Source organism: Mangrovimonas sp. ST2L15 (assembly GCF_001280515.1).
Classification (GTDB): Bacteria; Bacteroidota; Bacteroidia; order Flavobacteriales; family Flavobacteriaceae; genus Mangrovimonas; species Mangrovimonas futianensis.
The window spans coordinates 1517761-1534457 of sequence record NZ_LBIQ01000030.1; the positions used below are offsets into that span (position 1 = coordinate 1517761).

A 16697-nucleotide genomic window follows, 5' to 3' on the forward strand; every position below is an offset into this window, starting at 1 on the left:
GATAGTTGCGTATTCTTATGGGGGTTCCACTTATATGTGGTAATTTTGTATAAATCATTGAAAAATAATTTATTATGAGTCGAGTAAAGGAAGACGATACGGTAAAAGTACATTACACTGGAAAGCTAAAGAACGGTCAAGTTTTTGATACGTCTCTTCAAAGAGAGCCTCTAGAGTTTACTTTGGGCCAAGGAATGTTGATTCCTGGGTTTGAAAATGCCGTGGTAGGAATGGAAGTGAATGAAAAGAAAACTACAGAAATCCCGATGGAACAAGCCTACGGAGATATTAATAAAGAATTGTTCCACAGAGTAGAAAGGAATCAATTGCCTCAAGACATAACACCAGAATTAGGGATGGGATTAACTTCTCGTTCTGAGGATGGGAGAGAGCACCAATTTAAAATCGTTGATGTGAAAGAGGATCACATCATTGTTGATGGGAACCATCCATTGGCCGGACAAGATCTTACTTTTGAGTTAGAGCTTGTAGAAATTTTATAAGTTGCAACGAGCCCTTAATTCACGGCAAAAAATATAGAAAACCACAGTCTAAACTGTGGTTTTTTGTTTTAATTCCATCGTGTATTTTCAATAATCCCCTTAAGACCTAGTTAGCTTAAAAAATTACTAATTTTATAAAGACTAAGTGACAACCCTTTAAATCATATTTAAGGTTAAAGCTAAAACATATAGAAAAAAGTAATGACACTTGAGGATTTAGGATATACTTTAGAATTTGAAAATTATAGAAAGGACCAAAATCTTGATTCTTTTGGAGTGGGACGTGTTATCTCAGAGCATAAGGAAAGATACGTTGTAAAAACCAGTGACAAAGAATATGATGGTGAAATAATTGGGAACTTGCGTTTTACAGCCCAAAGCAGGTCTGATTTTCCCGCTGTGGGTGATTGGGTCGCGATTTCTGAATATGATGAAAATAAGGTCCTTATTCATTCTGTTTTTCCAAGGAAAACGATTATTGAACGGCAAGCCGTAGGAAAACAAGGGGAGAAACAAATTATAGCGACAAATATCGATTATGCCTTTATTGTTCAGGCTGTTGATAGGGATTTTAATATCAACCGAATTGAAAGGTATTTGACCATTTGCAATACATCTAACGTAAAGCCAATTATTATTCTCAATAAAATTGATTTGATAAATGAAGGCGCTTTATTAAAGCTGATAACAACTGTTCAAGAAAGGATAAACCAAATACCCGTATTCCCTATAAGCAATGCGTCACGACAAGGATTTGAAAAACTGACAAAGCATATAGAAAAGGGAAATACCTATTGTCTGTTGGGCTCATCTGGAGTAGGGAAATCAACCCTTTTGAATAGCCTTTCTGGGAAGCAATTGATGAAAACCAATACCATTAGTGCAAGCACAAGCAAAGGACGACACATTACTACGCACCGTGAATTATTGGTGCTCGAAAATGGCGGTATTCTTATTGACAATCCGGGAATGAGAGAAGTGGGAATTGCAGATGCTACCGATGGATTAGAATTGACATTTGAAGCTATAATTGAATTGTCCAAAGATTGTAAATTTAAAGATTGTACCCATACGTCTGAAGTGGGTTGTGCCGTTTTGAAAGCAGTTGAAAGTCATGATATAGATAAATCGTCCTACGAAAACTTCTTGAAAATGGAACGTGAAAAGGAGCACTTTGAGTCAACAGTTGCTGAAAAACGCAAGAAGGACAAGGATTTTGGGAAAATGATAAAGAATTATAAAAAGCGAAATAAGCACAACAATATTTAAAAGTAATTGTTTATCCTCGTCTAATTCTGAAAACCCGTGGTATTTTTGATGTTCATCAATTTTTGAAATTGAAGCTTGAAAATGACTTAGAAACCGTTACCGCACCTAAAAAAACTTAATGGATCATTATATTTTCAAATCGGATAGACTGGGATTTAGAAATTGGACTGAGGAGGACAAATCTAAAATGGGAATGATTAACTCAGACCCAAAAGTGATGGAGCATTTTCCGTCAATACCAACTCAAAAACAGACGGATGAATTTATTGACAGAATGAGAAATCAATTTTCTAAAAACGGATTTTGCTATTTTGCTGTTGACAAACTTGAAAATAATGAATTCATAGGCTTTATTGGAATTGCAGAACAAACTTTTGAGTCAGATTTTACCCCCTGTGTAGATATAGGGTGGAGATTAGCTCAAGCTGAATGGGGAAAAGGATTTGCAACAGAAGGCGCAAAAAAATGCTTAGAATTTGCATTTAATGAGATGGGACTGGAGAACATAAAATCAATCTGTCCTGAGATTAATACCCGATCAGAAAAAGTGATGAAAAAAATAGGAATGAAAAAATTTAAAAGTTTTAATCACCCTTTACTTTTTGAATATAAAGAATTAGAAAAGTGTGTGCTTTATGAAATTGAAAAATAACGTTTGGAAATATAAAACTGAGCTAAAAATTGTGATTTCTAGCAACAAATCTTTAGTAACGAAGCAAAAATGAAAAACTATTTAGCAACCTTTGGTATACTGACGGAAGAGGAAATAGATCTATTTGAGAGAAAGGTTTTCCATAAAAAATTAAAAAAGGGAGATTTTTTTATCAAAGAGGGTCAAACCTGCCAAGAGGTAGCCTTTGTAACCTCTGGATTGTTCAGGTCATTTTATTATTCATCGTTAGAAGAGGAGGTAACTTATTGTTTTACCTTTTCCAACTCATTTGTTAGTGCCTATTCTTCATTTCTTTCCCAATCTAAAACTGTTGAGAATATTCAAGCTTTAACTGATATTGAACTATTATCCATACCACGTCATGCAATTTTACAATTGGAGCAATCTAGTGTGAATTGGTTGAAATTTTTTAAACATATAGCAGAACAAGAATACATCCAGATGGAAAAAAGAATTTTCTTGTTGCAAAAAGAATCCGCAGAAAAACGGTATCTCGACTTACTCCATAACCATCCCAAATTTTTACAATTAATTCCTCTTAACTTTCTGTCGTCTTATTTAGGGATATCACAAAGACATTTAAGCCGGATAAGAAAGTCGATATCGAATTAGACAAATGTCCTTTCAAAGCTTTTTGATTGTGTAGTTCTTTGTGAAAAACATAGAACAATCATGAAACAAGTATTAATAATCAATGGACACCCCGATAAAGAAAGTTTTAATTATGCTTTATCAGAGGCCTATAAAAAGGGAGTAAATACATCTGACGCAATGGTCACTCAGATTAACATCTCAGAATTGGAATTTAATCCTAATTTAAAGTTTGGTTACCGTAAAAGAATGGACTTGGAACCGGATTTAGTAGCGGCCATGGACAAAATCAAAAAGGCAGACCATATGGTATGGCTATTCCCTATGTGGTGGTATGGTTATCCCGCAATTATGAAAGGTTTTATTGATAGAACCTTTCTTCCTGGAATCACTTATCAACCTATTGAAGGAAAACCGCTCCCAGAAAAACTTTTGAAAGGAAAGTCCGCCCTTTTAATCATTACGGCCGATACACCAAAATGGTATGATTTCTTAATTATGAAGCGACCTGCCATAAATCAATTCAAGAAAGGCACGTTGCAATTTTGCGGTATCAACCCTGTTAAAGTGACTTACATCGCGACCATGAAAAACTCGAGTTCCGATTTTAGAGAAAAATGGTTAAGAAAAATATCGGTATTAGGAGAACAACTCAAATGACTTGGCACTTATTAGGAAGTTATTGTAAGGTGCTCATTATTAGTTTCTTTTTCTATCTTTAAGCGTGAATAAATAACAAAGATGGGATTGTTGAAATGTAGATTTTATTTCAATGAACCATAAACAAACTATAAATGAACAAAACCTATTTCTTGCTTTTTTTGACCATTTTTTTAAGTCAGATGCTTCTAGCACAGGATTATCAAGTGTATAAGTCAAAAACGGACACCACTTTTGTGTCATCCCATTTGGGCTACGAGAAGAAAATCTCTATCATATTGCCAGATGACTGGCAAAATAACAATCAAAAAAAGTACCCGCTGGTTATAATTTTTGATAGGCAAAATAAAAGAAGTTACGGTCAGATTGTAAACACCATAGACTATTTAACGGCTGCAGAACAAATGCCACGTTCTATTATTATAGGCATTGAGTCTGATAATTCTAAACGGATAAGTGAGGCGAAAAGCCCCAAGTCTTCTAAAGACGGTAAAGCGCATCTCAATGAAAAATTTCTCTTTGATGAGATTATAAAATTGGCCGAAACAAGATATAAAGCAAGTTCGTTTAGAGTCTTAATTGGTCATTCCTGGTATGGTCATTTTACCACATCCATGTTTGTTAAGAATATTGAGGGTTTATCTGCGGTGATTGCCTTAGATCCATTTTTTAAGCAAGAAAACATTTCTCTAACTGATTCCCTTTCGGATTTAAATAAACGCGAATTAGAGCACGCCAAATACTTCCTTTATGCCATAGGCAAAGATTATCCTCAAGATTATAAAGCTGTTGAAAAGGTTAAAGTTGAAAATACCAATTCAAAACTTGATATTCATGGAACTTATTTTCCCAAAGCATTTCATCATGCTGTTCCGGGGTTGGGAATTGGGGAGGCCTTGTATGATTTATTTGAATATTGGTCCGTTCAACAATATACTTTTTTTGAACCCTCAAATAAGAATGTTGACGTATTTGATGAATTAAAAGGCAATTTGATCAATCATTATGGCTCTAACTTGGATTTTTCGTTGGGTGTCTTGAATGGGAAAGGTTGGGGTTTTTACAATGACGAAGATTACCTGAAAGCTATCAAGGTTTGGGAAGAACTCATTAATCAATATCCAAGTTTTTCTGAAGCTTACCTTTATATCCTAGATGCGCAACAACAATTGAATCAGGATACTTCAGAAACCATAAGCAAATTCAAAGAGAGCTTGAAACAATCTCAATTTTATTCAAAAGAAGAAAAGAAAGAACTACTTTCTGAATTAAAATAATGACATATATACCTCATTTGTAGTAACATAAGAATCTAATTTTTATAACTTTAACAAAATTCAATTCCTGTTCCTAGAAAATAGCTAATCCTATTATTGAATTACCTAGTCCTTTTAGATGTTACTAAATAGGTTGGTTTTCGTTGATAGAGAGCATGAAACTTAAAGTTAAATGAATTGGAACCAATAACATTTTGAAAATGGAAATACAGACAAAACCTGAATTAAGAATGGGAGGACTCCTTTTAAGTTTAGGAGCCTTAATAACCATAATCTGTATACTTCTTGAGGTCAATGCGGGATGGGCATCACTGGTTGTTGAAATGAAAAGGACTGATTTTGAAGCTGGGAAATTTCTCTACGAAAATTGGGATGAAATGAATTCTATTTGGAATTGGGCCCTATATGGGAACGTATTTTTGGCTTTGTCATCTATGATTCTTTTTAAGGTCAACCAGAAAATAGGTTGGTTTCCATCAAGCCTTTTTTGGGCAGCGTATTTTTTAGGAAGTTTAATACTCATTATTTCATTTGCACTTAGTTTAGGTAGCTATCCCCATGCTTTCAAGGTCTTAGATGATGAATTGTATCTATTTGAGGCTTTGCGTGGGGCTCCTCTTTTTCTTTTTAATTTGGGAGCTTTATTTCAAACAAGTGTCTTTATCATATATTTTTTTGAAGGATTCAGCAAAAAGGGTAGGGTACCTCAATGGATAGCCGGTATAACACTTTTACTTATGGTCGGTTCTTTTGTTGCAGTCATTCTTGGAGCAGTGTCCTTTGCTGTTTTTGCTATAACATGTTTTGTTCCGCCATTAGTTTTAGGTCTCTTCTACATGAAGGAAACTTGGAAGACATAATGAATATCAAAACAATAAAACAAATTTGGAAGAACGGTAAAACCAAATGATTTACCTGAATATTACGATTGGAAAGATAAGAATGGGGAGTGGATTTCTCTCATTGAACTCGACCGGTTTGATGTGGTCTTTTGTGTTAAGGTTGTCAATGAATAAATTTAAAAAACTTAATTTTAGCTATTAAATTAGAAACCATTTAATCAAAAATAAATAGAAACATTAACATGAAAGTTACGGCTGAAAAAAATGATAAGGTTGCCCAAATGACCTTTGCATCCATTTATCCCCATTATGTGGGTAAAGTGGAAAAAAAGGGGAGGACCAAAGAAGAACTTCACCAAGTGATAGAATGGCTGACTGGATTTGATGAGGGTCAATTGCAAGACCTGATACAGGAGAAGGCCACTTTTGAAACCTTTTTTCAAAATGCGACCTTACATCCTAATGCGCATCTTATTAAGGGAGTCATTTGTGGGTATCGAATTGAAGATATTGAATTTGATTTGTATCGAAATGTGAGATACTTGGATAAGTTGGTTGATGAATTGGCAAAAGGTCGAGCCTTGGAAAAAATTTTAAGAGAAGAAAAGAAATAGTTTCTCTAAAATAAGTCCATTCAAGATTGCTTCAACTTTCACAAGTTTTCTAGCACTAGATCTCAAAATTTAACTTAAAAAAGGTGACAAATTTTTGATTGTCATAGAGGTAAGTTTTATTTTTGCACTGTGAAAATTTTGACACATCAACTCACCGCTTTAATCTTGGTGGGTATCTTGCTTTTTAATAACCTCAATACGGTAGTGATTGTGGTCAATTTTTTGGCCAACCAAGAACTTATTTCCAAAACTTTATGTGTTCAAAAGGATAACCAGCAGGGGTGTAATGGGAAATGTCATCTAAAAAAGCAGCTGGCCCAAAATGAAACTGGAGCAGAGAAACAAACACCGCTTCCAGAACTAAAAAGGTTAAGTTTGGATGCTTTTTTTATCTCAGAAATTCATGTGGTTGAGCCCCAACAATGTTTATGTTTAAGCACAAAACATGCTTCTGTATATAAAATCCCTTTTTTATATGAGAGCTTTATTTCTATAGAGACACCACCTCCCAATTTCGGTTAATTCATATTTACAAATAGAAAGGAATCACACTTGCTTAAAAAAGTTGTGGTGACTTCGTGTATTATCAATTTAAGTTAAGGGCTGTTTGGGCTAAGAACCTCAGGAAGCACTTGACCTACCATAAATTTGAATTAAAATGAAATTAAAATATATATACCCAATTATTTTATTGGTGTTATTTTCTGTGGCCTGCTCAGAAGATGATACTGAATTTTTTCCAACCAACGAACTTGAGGGACTAACCAAGATTCAAGAACTTTCCAATGACTCCCATGTCGTAGAACTTTACAGTAAATCGGGAACGCTTTCGACAGGATATAATGTGGTAAGTGTTAGAATCAAGAATCTATCCAATAACACGTATGTAGAAAACGCGGAGATCACTTGGTTACCAGTCATGCAAATGCCGACTATGAATCACTCCTGTCCTAAATCTGATCCAGTGCAAGTGGCAAATATGAATGCCCTATATCAAGGTTTTATGATTTATCAAATGACCAATAGCGATGGATCTGGATGGTCGCTTACCATAGATTATACTATCGATGATGTCTCTTATACCGTTAGTTCTGAACTTATGGTTTTTCAAAGCAATTTACAAAACGTCAGTAGTTTTATGGGTAGTGATGATTCTCGCTATGTTGTAGCTCTAATAGAACCAGAAGCGCCAATCATTGGAATTAATGAGATGGTTGTTGGTGTCTACAAAATGGAGACCATGATGTCATTTCCGGTAGTTGAAAATTATTTGTTGACTTTAGATCCTAGAATGCCAGGAATGGGAAATCACAGTTCGCCCAATAATACCGATTTGACATATCAAGTTGAGGATGAGTTGTACCGAGGAAACTTGTCACTAACCATGACCGGTTATTGGGTGCTTAATCTGAAATTGTTGAATGAATTAGGAGATGTTTTAAAAGGAGAAGATGTTACCGAAGACAACACACAAAGCAGTTTGTATTTTGAAATGGAATTCTAGGTTTACCACCGTTCTTTTCATGTTTTTTGGTTTTTATTCTTGGTCACAAGAAGTTGAGCCAAGGGTATCACCTGATACGCTTAATTTACAGGAAGTTATTGTTCTAGCTCCGCATAAATTAAATCATTACAAGCAAGATAAACCCTTGTCAAGTATTGATGATTATTTGGAAAAGGCCCAACGAGTGGGCATGATCAAACGAGGTCGATATGCTTGGGAGCCAAGTTTGAATAACATGACAAGCGAGCGTCTCAATGTTACCATTGATGGCATGTATGTTTTTGGAGCCTGTACCGATAAAATGGATCCCATCACCTCCTATGTGGATGTGTCCAATATTGAACAGGTGACCATTTCCTCTGGACAGGAGGGTACAGAACATGGACATAATATTGGAGGCGCTATCGATTTGAAATTTCCAGAAGCGAAATACGGCCCTAAAAAGTTTAAATCGAGTCTGGATTTGGGTTATGAAACCAACGGAAACTATAAAACTACGGGGATGGACTTAGCTTATACCAATACCTCATTTTATTTGAATTTAGATGGTATTTACAGGCACGCAGATAATTATGAGGCCGGTGGCCAAGAAGAAGTGCTTTATTCTCAATTTGAGAAATACAATGTATCGGGTCAAATGGGGTATCTGTTCAATGCACATCATGCATTAGAAGCTCATTTTATCTATGATAAAGCCACAGATGTTGGATATCCTGCGCTACCCATGGATGTTTCTTTGGCAGAAGCTCTGATTGGTTCAATTGGCCATAACTACCAAAGTGATTCCACTTTAGTCAAGCAATGGGAAACCAAACTCTATGCAAACACCGTTACCCATATAATGGACGATTCCCAGCGTGTAGATGTACCTATTAGGATGGATATGCCAGGTTGGAGCGATACATATGGTTTTTATAGTAAACTTCAAGCTGAGCGATTTCATCACGATTTAAGCTTGAATCTGAATGGGTATTATAACCGGTCCTTGGCAGAAATGACTATGTACCCCAATGATTCTTCTCAACCTAGTATGTTTATGTATACCTGGCCCGATGTAAGAACATGGTACACGGGATTGTATGTGGAAGATCGTTACCGTTTTACTCCTTCAAAAATTTTGTCGGCATCTATGAGGTTAGGATACCAAAACAACCGAGTTGCTAATGACGAAGGATTAGAAAGTTTGAAAATCTTTTATCCAAATATGGGAGATGATAAAAATAGGATGCTATTTGCTTTTTCATCTAATTACCATTTTGTTAAGAAGGACTTTGATGCTATTTTTGGTTTGGGTTACGGGGAAAGGGCGCCCTCGGTCAGTGAGGGATATGGGTTTTACTTGTTCAATAGTTTTGATCGATTTGATTATATAGGGAATCCAAACTTGGCGAATGAAAAATCCCTCGAGGCTCAGTTCAAAACCAATTACCGTTTGGATCACTTTCAGATTGGGTTGGAGGCTTCCTATTTCCATATTAAGGATTATGTGATAGGTGAGATAGACCCAAACTTAAGTGCTATGACCATAGGGGCTAATGGCGTTAAACAATATAGTGCTTTGGATTATGCAACTATTTTTGATGTATATCTTCATGCGAATTTCCAATTCTTTAAACGGTTTTTAGTACATAGTGCTCTGGGGTATAATTATGGTAAAGGCAGTCATGGAGGGAACCTGCCTTTAATTAAGCCCTTTTCTTATATAGCTGAGGTATCTTATACCGCTCCTTATTTCAACGTGGCTATTCAGTTGCAAGGAAATGGTAACCAAAGCAGGTATGGTTACAATTATGGGGAAGATGAAACTCCAGCCTATGGTATCCTGAATATGAATTTGGGACATGTTGTCCCTTTCCATTCTAATAAACTGGTGTTCAAATATGGTATAGAAAATGTTTTAGATACCTATTATTCAACCTATGCCGATTGGAATAACATACCTCGGGAAGGAAGAAACTTCTATATTAATTTGTCTGTGGTTATGAATTGATATTTAGAAATTAGAGCGAGTGTTCTTCTTTTGATAGAATTTTGGTTCCAGGTTTAAACCTTTCATGTGACCTATTGTTTCATGAAAAGCTAAAGATAAAGACTGTATTTTAAGATTATTTTAAAATACAGTCTTCTTTTATAAGCGTGAATAATCCTAAATTTGTTAGAATCACACCCTTAAGGTGATTTTATATGAAGATAGCAAAGATTCTTATATTAGTTGGAGGCCTTATTATTTCAGGACTATTTATTTCCTTGATAGCTGAACCAAATTTTTACAGTCAGATTGAGCCCAAAGAAAAATATCATTATACAACGATAAAGACATGGGATGTACCAGGAGTTCTAGAGGAGATATCTGGTATTTTTTGGTTAGGGGATCAAAAAATGGCAACCATTCAAGATGAGGATGGTGTTATTTTTATCTATGATTTGAAAGCTAAAAAGATAAGTGAAGAAATACCATTTGATAAAGGAGGAGATTATGAGGCTTTGGCCATTGTGGATGATGTGGCTTATGTTATGAGAAGTGACGGAAAGTTGATTGCGATATCAAATTATATGGATGAGGATAGGGAGTTAAAAGTATATGATTCATTTTTTGATGAAGAAAATGATATGGAATCCCTCACGTATGATAAAAAACACCATCGCTTGCTTATGATTGCTAAGGATGAAGACCCCAATTTTAAAAAGACTAAAGGGATTTATGCCTTTGATTTGAACAGTAAAAAATTCTTGTCAAAACCCGTTGTTTCTATTGATTTTAAGGATGATGGTTTTAAAGATTATAGACATAAGGACGCCTATAAAACGTTTCGACCATCTGATATGGCCATCGACCCAAAGTCAGGAGATTATTATCTTTTAGAAGGTGTTGATCCGAAAGTCTTGATTTTAAATTCGCAGGGTGATTTTAAATCTATCTACAAATTGGATAATGATGATTTTGAGCAACCTGAAGGTATCACCTTTGATAATTATGGTGAATTATATATCTCCAATGAAGCTGTAAATCATTCGGCGAATATTATACAGCTTCGATTAGATAAGTAAGGTTGTTTATGATTTATTTTTTTAAGAGCATTATTTATTAATGTAAACGGCTTTTTTGTTTACAAACTCCATAATGCCTTCTATCGAGAGTTCCCGGCCATAACCAGAAGCTTTGGTACCTCCAAATGGCAATCTTGGGTCTGACTTAACCATTTCGTTAATGAAGAAAGAGCCATCTTCAATGCTGCCAATTCTTTCATAGGCATCATCAATATCTTCAGTAAATACCATAGTTCCTAATCCAAATCTTGTGTTGGAGGCCAGTTTATAGGCTTGGTCCTTATCTTTGACTTTCATAATGGCTGCTACCGGGCCAAAAGTTTCTTCAGTAAAAATGGGCATGTCCTCAGTGACATCAGTAATCACTGTAGGTTGATAATAGGCTTTATCTCGATGGTTACCATAGGCAACCACGGCACCTTTATCTACAGACTTTTCTACTTGTTTAAAGAGTTCTTCAGCCAAGTCCTCCCTGGCAAGCACCCCAACTTCAGTTTTCTCTTTTTCTGGATCACCAGAATTCAGGTTTGAGACTTTTTCTAAGAAACGGGCTAAGAATTCATCATATATTTTTTCCTCAACTATAAATCTTTTGGCGGCTATGCAACTTTGTCCTGAGTTTTGCATTCTAGCATTGACCATAGTATCTAAATAGGTGTCCAAATTGGCATCATTTAAAACGATACAAGCGTTATTCCCCCCAAGTTCTAGAACCAATTTTTTTAAGTTTTTACCAGCAATTTCGGCAATTTTCCTGCCTGCTCCTTCACTTCCCGTTAAGGATATGGCTTTAATGCGGTCATCAGAAATTAACTGTTCGATAGCATCATGTTTTGCCAATACCGTTTGGAAACATCCTTCGGGGTATCCAGCATCTTCAAAAAGGTTTTGAATTAATAAAGCGCAACCCGAAACGTTGGAGGCGTGTTTTAAGATAGCTGTGTTACCCGCTGTAAGTGTTGGTACGGCAAATCTCATAACTTGCCAAAAGGGGAAGTTCCAAGGCATAATGGCTAGGATGGTTCCCATGGGGTCATAACTGATAAAACTCTCCTTGGCTTCTGTTTCAATCAAGGCGTCGGCTAAAAACTGATCGGCATTTTTGGCATAGAAGTCACATAACCACGCGCATTTTTCTACTTCGGCTTTGCTCTGGGAAATGGGTTTACCTACTTCTTGGGTCATAAGCAACCCGTAGGAATCCCTATTTTTTCTTAAAAGTTTAGCTAATTTCTTTAGCAGTTTGGTTCGCTTGGATATATCAGTTTCTTTCCAAACCTTAAAGGTACTGTCGGCCTTTGCTAATATATGTTCTATATTTTGTTTGGTATGTAAGTTATAGGTTTGTAAAATTTTACCTGAGTAAGGATTTATAGTAGTGATATTGGATGTTTCCATGGGATTGAATTTTAATAGTAAGTTAGGATTAATCTTCTAAAATGAAGAATGCTTTGACTTAATATTAACGTTTGAAAAGGAGAAAAGTTAAATAGTATTAAAAATGATTCATTGTGTTTTTAAATGCTTATTTTTTAAAGAGTTAAGTCTAAAATTTTATAAATTCTTTAACGACATTGAGTAAGTAATTTCTTAATTTAGAGTCATAAAACTTATTGTCTAATTTAAAACGAACGAAAATTATGGGAAAAGATAGCAGCACGATGTTAGGTCTTTTGGCTGGAACAGCAATTGGAGCAACTCTTGGTATTTTATTTGCGCCAGATAAAGGTGAAAAAACAAGAAAGAAAATTGCAGATGAAGCCAATATAGCCAAAGAGCGTCTTACGGAAAATGCAATGCATTTAAAAGATGCTGTGGTAAGTGGTGTTTCTACAAAAAAGCAAACTTTGGATGAGCAAGTTGAACATATTGTTTCTGATGCCAGTCATAAGGCTGAAGATGTTATTACAACTTTGGAAAGAAAACTTGCAGATTTAAAAGCTAAGAATAAAAAATATCAAAAACCAGTCGTTTAATGAGTAACGTTTTTGAGTCGATTAGTGAAAATTCTTCCAAAGCAACCGACCTTGGGGAGAAATATATAAAGAATACTCAGGACTACATTAAACTTAAAGTTTTTCAACAACTTACTATTTCAATTAGTATGGTTGTAAAAATGTTTATAGTGGGGAGCCTATGTTTTGTAGGCTCTCTATTTCTAGCTGCGGCAGCAGCTTGGTCCTTTGGAAAACTTTTAGGCAGTTTAGCCTTAGGTTGTCTTGTGGTGGCTTTTTTATTCTTTATTTTGGGCTTGATAGCCTATCAATTCAGGCAAAAAATCAATTCAGTGATTATCACCAAAATGTCTGAAAAATTCTTCAATTAACATTATGAATAAAAATTACCAATCTTTTGAAGACATAGAATATGATTTAAAACGTCTCAAGTTAGAGCGCCAAATCATACAGGAAGAACTGAAGGGGGTCCGTAACGATTTACAGGACGATTTGACGCCTGCCAATTGGGTTCAAACCGTATTTAGTGCGTTTAGCAAGTTTGGACTTTTTATGCTTATGAAAAAATTCTTGACAAAAAGCAAGTAATTCCTTTTTCCTTGCTGAAATTATTAAAATTCAAAATCTATTTTAACAATGAACATATTTGAAGCTATTAGAAAAGATCACGACATTCAAAGAGATTTACTAGACAAATTAGTTGATACTTCTGGTGATAGCAAAAAAAGGGATGAACTCTTCAAAAAAATAAAAAAAGAACTTCAGGTGCATGCCAATGCTGAAGAAAGACATTATTACAAGCCTTTGATAGATGTAGATGTCATGCAGGAAAAAGCCAGACATGGTATAGCAGAACATCATGAAATAGATGAACTAATAGAGGAACTTGAAGAAACTGAATATGATTCTTCGGCATGGTTAAAAATAGCCAAGGATTTAAAGCATAAAGTAGAGCATCATTTGGAAGACGAAGAGCATAAATTCTTTCAGCTTTCCGGTAAGGTTCTTTCAGAAAACCAGAAAACCGCTTTAGCCAAGGATTATATGGATTATATGGAGGAGAACAGGTAGTTTGAATAAATGGCCGATATAAAAATTTCCAAGCGTCTTCTTTTGAAAATGGCTAATGAACCACAAGCCATAATCGAAAAATTTAATCTTATCTATGTTCATCAAGGAAGGTTATCCATTAAAAGGAAGAAATCTCCTAATGGATTTATTTATTTGAAAAAAGGTAAGCAGTTGCAGAGTAAAAAGCAACTAGATAGAATTAAGGCTTTGGTCATTCCTCCGGCATGGGAAAAAGTGAGGATAACACATTTAAAAAATGGCCATTTACAAGCTGTAGGTAGAGATGCACGTAGTAGAAAACAGTATCGTTATCATCCGTTATGGACCAAGCTTAGAAACCAGACTAAATTTTACAAAATGGCTGAATTTGGGGGGAGTTTGTCCCAGATCAGAGAACGAACCGACCAAGACTTAAAAATGGAAGGTTGGCCAAAAGATAAAGTTCTTGCTTTGGTCATCAATTTAATGGAAGAAACTAGAATAAGAATTGGTAATTCGTATTACGCCAAAAACAATAAATCGTATGGCTTGACTACGCTTCGATCCAAACATGTTCACCTTTATAGAAACAAAATGTACTTTGAGTTTGTTGGTAAAAAAGGAAAGCAGCACAAGGTCACCCTGCGAAATAAGAAATTGATTAAACTAATTATGCAATGTGAAGAGATTCCAGGGTGGGAATTGTTTCAATATTTTGATGAGAATGGAGAGAAAAGGACTATTGATAGTGGGATGGTGAACGAATACTTGTTTGAAATTACAGGTCGTAATTTTACCGCTAAAGATTTTCGTACTTGGTCAGGATCTCTGGTTTTCTTTGAAGCCTTACGTGAATTGGAGTTACCAACAAATGAAAAAGAAATCAAAGCGAACTTGATAACAGCCTATGATGTGACTTCCAAAGCACTGGGGAATACACGTTCTGTTTGTCAAAAATATTACGTTCACCCTTGTTTGCCAGAAGCTTATATCAATGAATCCTTATTTGATACTCAAGTTAAAAAAGAAAAGAATAACCATCAAGGACTATCTGAAAACGAATGGGTTCTTCTAAATTTGATAAAAAAATATAAAGTACAAGTTTAAATGTATTTATTCTCGTCAATGGCTTCACTGTCTGCATCCAAATATTTTACGATATCAGAAGGATTATTTAACTGTAAATATTTCTCTCCAAAAATTAAGATAGGGTAGGCCAATACTTCAGGATGTTTATTCAAGATCTTGATCCAATCATTTTCATCCAAATCTAAATCTTCATCATAGTTTTCAGTAAATATGGGATGATGCTTGTCAATTAATTCTCCTATGGTTTTATGTAAACCGTCAGCCAATTCCTTCCATTGGGTTCCTGTAACCTTTGTTTGAAGTATATCAATCGTCAATAATTCATGGTCTGAAGCTTTTAGGTAGCCAAGTACTTGCTTCCCTAAACTGGATTGCGAATTGAAGAATAGTTTATTAGTGCTTTTGTTGGTAGAAATCACAGACATCATTTTTATTATTAGACATTACCCTCAAAATTAAGCTATTATCTTGGAAGTTTCTGTTAAAGTAATTTTAATTCCTCTGTAATAAGAAAATCAAATAGTTCTATTAGAACTGTTAATAACTTATAAGTAAGGTTTTCATCAAAAAACCTACTTTTGTTTAGTGTAATTAACGATAAGAGATTATGTCAGATTCAATAGAAAGAGTGAAATGTTTAATTATTGGTTCAGGTCCTGCGGGTTATACGGCAGCAATATATGCATCAAGAGCCAATATGAATCCAATTTTGTATCAAGGAGCCCAACCTGGTGGTCAATTGACAACCACAAATGAAGTAGAAAATTTTCCTGGTTATCCTGATGGGATTACTGGTCCAGAAATGATGATGGAATTACAAAAACAAGCAGAGCGTTTTGGAACCGATGTAAGAAATGGATGGATTACCAAGGTGGATTTTTCTGGAGAGGTTCATAAAGTTTGGGTTAACGATGAGAAGGAAATCCACTGTGATACCGTTATTATTTCTACTGGAGCTTCAGCTAAATATTTGGGATTGGAATCTGAACAAAAATATTTAAAGTTAGGAGGCGGTGTTTCTGCATGTGCCGTTTGTGATGGTTTCTTTTATAGAAATCAAGAAGTGGTTATTGTTGGAGCAGGAGATTCTGCTTGTGAAGAAGCACATTATTTATCAAACCTTTGTAAGAAGGTAACCATGTTGGTTAGACGAGATGAATTTAGAGCCTCTAAAATCATGGAAGCAAGAGTTAGAAATACACCTAACATTGAAATATTGATGAATACCGAAACTGAAGAAGTGATTGGTGATGGTCAATTGGTAACGGCAGTAAAAGCTAGAAACAAAGAAACGGGAGAAGTTTTTGAAATTCCTGCAACTGGATTTTTTGTTGCCATTGGTCATAAGCCTAATACTGATATCTTTAAAGGCTTTTTGGAATTGGATGAAACCGGTTACATTATTAATAAACCAGGTTCTTCACGTACCAATATTGAGGGCGTGTTTGTGAGCGGTGATGCAGCAGACCATGTGTATAGACAGGCTATTACGGCTGCTGGAACAGGCTGTATGGCAGCTTTGGATGCAGAAAGATATTTAGCTTCAAAAGATGCTACATTTGAAGTAAGTACTTCAACATACAACTAGAAATACAAATTAGAAACCTTGTAAGTTATTGAAA

General features: G+C 35.2%; 20 protein-coding genes. 18 read left to right on the forward strand and 2 right to left on the reverse strand.

Annotated features, from left to right (window positions below; all coding sequences use genetic code 11):
* Window positions 1–74: 74 nt before the first annotated feature.
* From ZA07_RS10640 to ZA07_RS10695, 12 genes are all read left to right on the forward strand, one after another.
* Complete coding sequence (locus ZA07_RS10640; protein WP_053971663.1) at window positions 75–503, forward strand: peptidylprolyl isomerase; 429 nt, start codon at window positions 75–77, stop codon at window positions 501–503.
* A gap of 201 nt (window positions 504–704) precedes the next feature.
* Window positions 705–1772: a ribosome small subunit-dependent GTPase A gene (rsgA, locus tag ZA07_RS10645; protein ID WP_053971664.1), complete on the forward strand. Its 1068-nt coding sequence runs from the start codon at window positions 705–707 to the stop codon at window positions 1770–1772.
* A 118-nt stretch (window positions 1773–1890) separates the two neighbouring features.
* Window positions 1891–2424 (forward strand): GNAT family N-acetyltransferase, encoded by a 534-nt coding sequence (locus tag ZA07_RS10650; protein ID WP_053971665.1) that lies wholly within the window; start codon window positions 1891–1893, stop codon window positions 2422–2424.
* A gap of 69 nt (window positions 2425–2493) precedes the next feature.
* A complete protein-coding gene (locus ZA07_RS10655) occupies window positions 2494–3057 on the forward strand; it encodes a Crp/Fnr family transcriptional regulator (RefSeq protein ID WP_053971666.1) in 564 nt (187 codons plus the stop codon).
* Window positions 3058–3117: 60 nt separating this feature from the next.
* Complete coding sequence (locus tag ZA07_RS10660) at window positions 3118–3696, forward strand: NAD(P)H-dependent oxidoreductase (RefSeq protein WP_053971667.1); 579 nt, start codon at window positions 3118–3120, stop codon at window positions 3694–3696.
* Window positions 3697–3830: 134 nt separating this feature from the next.
* Window positions 3831–4973 carry an alpha/beta hydrolase-fold protein gene (locus ZA07_RS10665; RefSeq protein ID WP_053971668.1) on the forward strand — a complete coding sequence of 381 codons (1143 nt, stop codon included), beginning with the start codon at window positions 3831–3833 and terminating at the stop codon, window positions 4971–4973.
* A gap of 200 nt (window positions 4974–5173) precedes the next feature.
* Complete coding sequence (locus ZA07_RS10670) at window positions 5174–5833, forward strand: hypothetical protein (protein WP_053971669.1); 660 nt, start codon at window positions 5174–5176, stop codon at window positions 5831–5833.
* Between the two features lie 224 nt (window positions 5834–6057).
* Complete coding sequence (locus ZA07_RS10675; RefSeq protein ID WP_053971670.1) at window positions 6058–6429, forward strand: DUF2200 domain-containing protein; 372 nt, start codon at window positions 6058–6060, stop codon at window positions 6427–6429.
* 138 nt (window positions 6430–6567) lie between these two features.
* Window positions 6568–6951 (forward strand): hypothetical protein, encoded by a 384-nt coding sequence (locus ZA07_RS10680; RefSeq protein ID WP_157492116.1) that lies wholly within the window; start codon window positions 6568–6570, stop codon window positions 6949–6951.
* Window positions 6952–7087: 136 nt separating this feature from the next.
* Window positions 7088–7933, forward strand: coding sequence for a hypothetical protein (locus tag ZA07_RS10685; RefSeq protein ID WP_053971672.1), 846 nt, complete (start codon window positions 7088–7090; stop codon window positions 7931–7933).
* Window positions 7881–9923: a TonB-dependent siderophore receptor gene (locus ZA07_RS10690; RefSeq protein ID WP_231628670.1), complete on the forward strand. Its 2043-nt coding sequence runs from the start codon at window positions 7881–7883 to the stop codon at window positions 9921–9923. The genes ZA07_RS10685 and ZA07_RS10690 overlap by 53 nt, the downstream gene beginning before the upstream one ends.
* 194 nt (window positions 9924–10117) lie before the next feature.
* Window positions 10118–10981 carry an SdiA-regulated domain-containing protein gene (locus ZA07_RS10695; RefSeq protein ID WP_053971674.1) on the forward strand — a complete coding sequence of 288 codons (864 nt, stop codon included), beginning with the start codon at window positions 10118–10120 and terminating at the stop codon, window positions 10979–10981.
* Between the two features lie 30 nt (window positions 10982–11011).
* Here the strand turns inward: ZA07_RS10695 and ZA07_RS10700 are convergent, their stop codons facing one another.
* Window positions 11012–12379, reverse strand: coding sequence for an NAD-dependent succinate-semialdehyde dehydrogenase (locus ZA07_RS10700; protein WP_053971675.1), 1368 nt, complete (start codon window positions 12377–12379; stop codon window positions 11012–11014).
* Window positions 12380–12621: 242 nt separating this feature from the next.
* Here ZA07_RS10700 and ZA07_RS10705 point away from each other — a divergent pair, with 242 nt between their 5' ends.
* From ZA07_RS10705 to ZA07_RS10725, 5 genes are read left to right on the forward strand one after another with little or no spacing between them, the layout of a single operon-like run.
* Window positions 12622–12957, forward strand: coding sequence for a YtxH domain-containing protein (locus tag ZA07_RS10705; protein WP_053971676.1), 336 nt, complete (start codon window positions 12622–12624; stop codon window positions 12955–12957).
* Window positions 12957–13307 carry a hypothetical protein gene (locus tag ZA07_RS10710; RefSeq protein WP_053971677.1) on the forward strand — a complete coding sequence of 117 codons (351 nt, stop codon included), beginning with the start codon at window positions 12957–12959 and terminating at the stop codon, window positions 13305–13307. The genes ZA07_RS10705 and ZA07_RS10710 overlap by 1 nt, the downstream gene beginning before the upstream one ends.
* Before the next feature lie 4 nt (window positions 13308–13311).
* The gene (locus ZA07_RS10715; protein WP_053971678.1) at window positions 13312–13524 is read left to right on the forward strand and encodes a DUF6327 family protein; all 213 of its coding nucleotides are present in this window, start codon (window positions 13312–13314) and stop codon (window positions 13522–13524) included.
* A gap of 48 nt (window positions 13525–13572) precedes the next feature.
* On the forward strand, window positions 13573–14007 hold the full coding sequence (locus tag ZA07_RS10720) for a hemerythrin domain-containing protein (RefSeq protein WP_053971679.1): 435 nt from the start codon (window positions 13573–13575) through the stop codon (window positions 14005–14007).
* Window positions 14008–14016: 9 nt separating this feature from the next.
* Window positions 14017–15093 (forward strand): DNA topoisomerase IB, encoded by a 1077-nt coding sequence (locus tag ZA07_RS10725; protein ID WP_053971680.1) that lies wholly within the window; start codon window positions 14017–14019, stop codon window positions 15091–15093.
* On the opposite strand, the gene ZA07_RS10730 is transcribed toward ZA07_RS10725, so the two are convergent.
* Window positions 15090–15494, reverse strand: a complete 405-nt coding sequence (locus ZA07_RS10730; RefSeq protein ID WP_157492117.1) for an arsenate reductase family protein — start codon at window positions 15492–15494, stop codon at window positions 15090–15092. The two genes, ZA07_RS10725 and ZA07_RS10730, sit on opposite strands and share 4 nt — an antisense overlap.
* Before the next feature lie 188 nt (window positions 15495–15682).
* Here ZA07_RS10730 and trxB point away from each other — a divergent pair, with 188 nt between their 5' ends.
* A complete protein-coding gene (gene trxB / locus ZA07_RS10735; RefSeq protein WP_053971682.1) occupies window positions 15683–16663 on the forward strand; it encodes a thioredoxin-disulfide reductase in 981 nt (326 codons plus the stop codon).
* Window positions 16664–16697 lie beyond the last annotated feature (34 nt).

Excerpts from the sequence above, each read along its gene's own strand:
- ZA07_RS10640 (WP_053971663.1), top strand. The coding sequence starts at position 75 with ATGAGTCGAGTAAAGGAAGACGATACGGTAAAAGTACATTACACTGGA.
- rsgA (WP_053971664.1), top strand. The coding sequence starts at position 705 with ATGACACTTGAGGATTTAGGATATACTTTAGAATTTGAAAATTATAGA.
- ZA07_RS10650 (WP_053971665.1), top strand. The coding sequence starts at position 1,891 with ATGGATCATTATATTTTCAAATCGGATAGACTGGGATTTAGAAATTGG.
- ZA07_RS10655 (WP_053971666.1), top strand. The coding sequence starts at position 2,494 with ATGAAAAACTATTTAGCAACCTTTGGTATACTGACGGAAGAGGAAATA.
- ZA07_RS10660 (WP_053971667.1), top strand. The coding sequence starts at position 3,118 with ATGAAACAAGTATTAATAATCAATGGACACCCCGATAAAGAAAGTTTT.
- ZA07_RS10665 (WP_053971668.1), top strand. The coding sequence starts at position 3,831 with ATGAACAAAACCTATTTCTTGCTTTTTTTGACCATTTTTTTAAGTCAG.
- ZA07_RS10670 (WP_053971669.1), top strand. The coding sequence starts at position 5,174 with ATGGAAATACAGACAAAACCTGAATTAAGAATGGGAGGACTCCTTTTA.
- ZA07_RS10675 (WP_053971670.1), top strand. The coding sequence starts at position 6,058 with ATGAAAGTTACGGCTGAAAAAAATGATAAGGTTGCCCAAATGACCTTT.
- ZA07_RS10685 (WP_053971672.1), top strand. The coding sequence starts at position 7,088 with ATGAAATTAAAATATATATACCCAATTATTTTATTGGTGTTATTTTCT.
- ZA07_RS10690 (WP_231628670.1), top strand. The coding sequence starts at position 7,881 with ATGTTACCGAAGACAACACACAAAGCAGTTTGTATTTTGAAATGGAAT.
- ZA07_RS10695 (WP_053971674.1), top strand. The coding sequence starts at position 10,118 with ATGAAGATAGCAAAGATTCTTATATTAGTTGGAGGCCTTATTATTTCA.
- ZA07_RS10700 (WP_053971675.1), bottom strand. The coding sequence starts at position 12,379 with ATGGAAACATCCAATATCACTACTATAAATCCTTACTCAGGTAAAATT.
- ZA07_RS10705 (WP_053971676.1), top strand. The coding sequence starts at position 12,622 with ATGGGAAAAGATAGCAGCACGATGTTAGGTCTTTTGGCTGGAACAGCA.
- ZA07_RS10710 (WP_053971677.1), top strand. The coding sequence starts at position 12,957 with ATGAGTAACGTTTTTGAGTCGATTAGTGAAAATTCTTCCAAAGCAACC.
- ZA07_RS10715 (WP_053971678.1), top strand. The coding sequence starts at position 13,312 with ATGAATAAAAATTACCAATCTTTTGAAGACATAGAATATGATTTAAAA.
- ZA07_RS10720 (WP_053971679.1), top strand. The coding sequence starts at position 13,573 with ATGAACATATTTGAAGCTATTAGAAAAGATCACGACATTCAAAGAGAT.
- ZA07_RS10725 (WP_053971680.1), top strand. The coding sequence starts at position 14,017 with ATGGCCGATATAAAAATTTCCAAGCGTCTTCTTTTGAAAATGGCTAAT.
- trxB (WP_053971682.1), top strand. The coding sequence starts at position 15,683 with ATGTCAGATTCAATAGAAAGAGTGAAATGTTTAATTATTGGTTCAGGT.